The 2730-nt window shown below is 68.5% G+C and carries 2 protein-coding genes and 1 pseudogene; all 3 read right to left on the bottom strand.

All coding sequences use genetic code 11. The annotated features are described in order from the left end of the window. A pseudogene (locus tag ACFY6U_RS50815) lies at positions 1-615 on the bottom strand (hypothetical protein); the annotation flags it as partial. A 23-nt stretch (positions 616-638) separates the two neighbouring features. Then, a complete protein-coding gene (locus ACFY6U_RS50810; protein ID WP_390049781.1) occupies positions 639-1139 on the bottom strand; it encodes a hypothetical protein in 501 nt (166 codons plus the stop codon). Between the two features lie 164 nt (positions 1140-1303). Continuing rightward, on the bottom strand, positions 1304-2149 hold the full coding sequence (locus ACFY6U_RS50805; protein ID WP_390049779.1) for a hypothetical protein: 846 nt from the start codon (positions 2147-2149) through the stop codon (positions 1304-1306). Between the last annotated feature and the right edge of the window lie 581 nt (positions 2150-2730).

Genomic DNA, 2730 nt, shown 5'->3' with positions numbered 1-2730 from the left:
GGAGCCGTGGGCGTGGGCGTGGGTGCTGCGCACGTGGGCGTAGAAGTCGTCGACGTCCGCTGCGGCGCGCTGCACCAGCTGCTCGACCTGCCGCTTGCCCATGTGCGTGCCGGTGGCGCGCTCGATCGCGGCGACCGCTGACTCGAACGAGCCGCGCGCCGCCTCGATCGCGGCGAGCTTTTTGAGCGCGTGCGAGTGCCGCCCGGTCGGCAGGTCCAGGTCGCCATCGGCCGGGTGCAGGTTCGAAGCCCCCTTCGCGCGGTAGGCGATCCGCTCCACCTCCACGGTGCCGAACCGCGTGGACAGCAGCCGCTTATGGCCCGCCTCGGCGGCGCGCCGCACCACCTGGTCGGATCCGGCAACCTCCGGCAGACGCTCCTCGCGCTGCGCATGCTGGGCGAACCACTCCTGCAGCATCAGACGGTGCACCTCGCGACCGCGCGCGGCGATGAACTCCTCCGCCTCGGGGTGGGAGGCACCCTGCTGGTCGAACAGATCGGCGAGCAGTTGCTCGAAGGCGGCGCGGGCGGCGGGAAACGCCCCGCCGGTCCGGGCGGGCCGTAGGCTGGCATCGGGCTCTTCTCTTTCTGTCGTGCGCGGCTTGTCACCAGGCACGACGCAGGGAAGAGCCCGCCTTGTCAGGACCGATCGGGTGCGCGAACGCCGTCGGCCAACGCGAACAGGCCCCGGGACGGCTCGGCCAGCCACTCACCGCGCACCATGCGCTTCAGCCGCATCCGCAGCGTCTCGACGTGCCGGTTGTCGGCCACCTCCTCCGTCACTTCGCAGATCTCCTTCGCCCGCAGCGACGTATTCGCACTGGCCAGCAGAGCCAGCACCGGCCAATCGCCCTCGGCGGACACCTCACCGGTCGCGACGCGCACAACCGGCGGCCCAGGGTCGGCCAGATCGTCCGGATCCGCATCCCGTACGGGCTCCTGCTCGAACTTCCCTTCGCCCGCGTCGCGTTCGGCGAGCACGCGGGCGAGGGTCGCCTGAGTGACCACCAGCTCGGACAGCTCCTCCTCGGCGGCAGCGATCCGCTCGTTCAGCACGGCCTGCTCGGCCCGCAGCCCCTCCACCCGCCGCCGGGCCGCCTCCTCATGCTGCTTCAGCAGCGCCAGCAGCTCCTGCTCCATGCGCCCCTCCCAGCGATGCCGCCGACGCAACCGCGCCGGGCCCAACCCCCGCACCATCCAAGGACTTACCGGACCACCAGAACGCGAAACGCCTACTGATCACCGTCCCTCAAACCGAGCCGCACCCAAGTGGAGTCGTCATGCCTGAGCCTGGCTGGCCGGGTTCAGGCCTCGCTGGTTCCGATGCGAGAGCCCACCGGGGCGGGCTCCGTGCCCTCGAGCGGTTCCTGGATGTCGGGGCGCTTGATCGCGAGGTAGGCGAGCAGGGCCACGAACAGGATCAATCCCCCCAAGGCGACCGGCCCTGGTCCGAGACCGACACCACCGCCACCCTCACCGGCGTCGTGGACGGGCTTGCTGAGCCAGTCAGCCACCGAGGCCCCCAGCGGCCGGGTGAGGACGTACGCCGTCCAGAAGGCCGCGACCGAGTTGAGGTGTCCGCGGTGGTGCAGGATCCACGGAATCAGGATGGCGACGCCGAACAACACGCTTGAGCCCAGGAAGCCGATGTGCAGCGGGCTCGCCGTCAGGTCACCCACTGCCGTTCCCATGGCGAAGGTGCAGGTCACGGTCCACCAGTAGAATTTCTGACGGCGCCGCGTGGTGATGCTGTGAACCGAGAGCGTCCCTTCCGATCGGTACCAGCGCCGGAGCACCATGGCTGTGGCGGCCGCGTACCCCAGGGTCACCAACAACAAGGGCAGCAACGCCTGGAAGTTGCCTCCGGCTACGAGGAAGGCCAGGAGGCCGGTCACGCCGTCGGAGGCGAGCGTGCCGAAGACGGCGATGCCGGCGACCGTGACCCAGTACGGGATCGCCTGGTAGTAGGGCGACCGGAGCTGCCGACGGAACGCCACGACGAACACGACGAGGACGACGGGTATCAAGTACCAGTAACTGTAGAGGGCGTCCGAGGTCGCCTCCCCCAGAGCGGTGGTGATCACCTTGACGATCCAGAAGATCGCGGTAATGACAGGAACCTTGGCGTACGGCGTGTCGGCGTCGCGCACCTCGCCTGTGGTGGTCACGAGCTCTCCCCGGGGAGAGCGGAGGTGGACGTTCCGTGCAGCGAGCCGCCCAAGGTGCTCTGCCCCGACAGCCTGGCCACGGCCGCGAAACGCGCTACGTCGGCGGTCGGCTTGGCCTCAGACCGTTTGATCAATTGCTGAGCCAAAATCGTCTCCCTCGAACCGGGCACCACACGTTGCGGCGCCCTCAGCAGGGACGGTAGGGCCGCGAGGGGCGCCTGTCGTGGTACTCCGGCACTAACCTCTGGCCTCCACGTAATACCGCAGCAGTACGCCGCAGCAGATGTGGACGAACGATGCCCTCCCTGCTGTGGCAGGGGCCGGATCGACGACCCGAAGGTCAGCCGTTCTCTCCGTTGCTGCCGTTGCCGTTGCCCTCGTGGCCGATACCCTGCACTGAGCGCGCTCCCACGATTGGGCATCTGACCTGCTACGCAACCAAGATCAATCTCACCGGTACCGGCTGTTCGGGTGTGTCAATTTAACGGCTGATCTTGGTTGTTGGTGGTCAGTTGTTGCTCGGGGTCAGGCGGCCTTCGAAGGCGATCTGGAACGCGTTGAGG

The sequence above is a fragment of the Streptomyces sp. NPDC013157 genome (genome assembly GCF_042899865.1).
Lineage (GTDB): Bacteria > Actinomycetota > Actinomycetes > Streptomycetales > Streptomycetaceae > Streptomyces.
This window is presented reverse-complemented; position numbering and strand designations above follow the sequence as displayed.

What these genes read in the sequence shown, in the direction of transcription:
- ACFY6U_RS50810 (WP_390049781.1), bottom strand. Translation starts at nt 1,139, where the DNA reads ATGGAGCAGGAGCTGCTGGCGCTGCTGAAGCAGCATGAGGAGGCGGCC.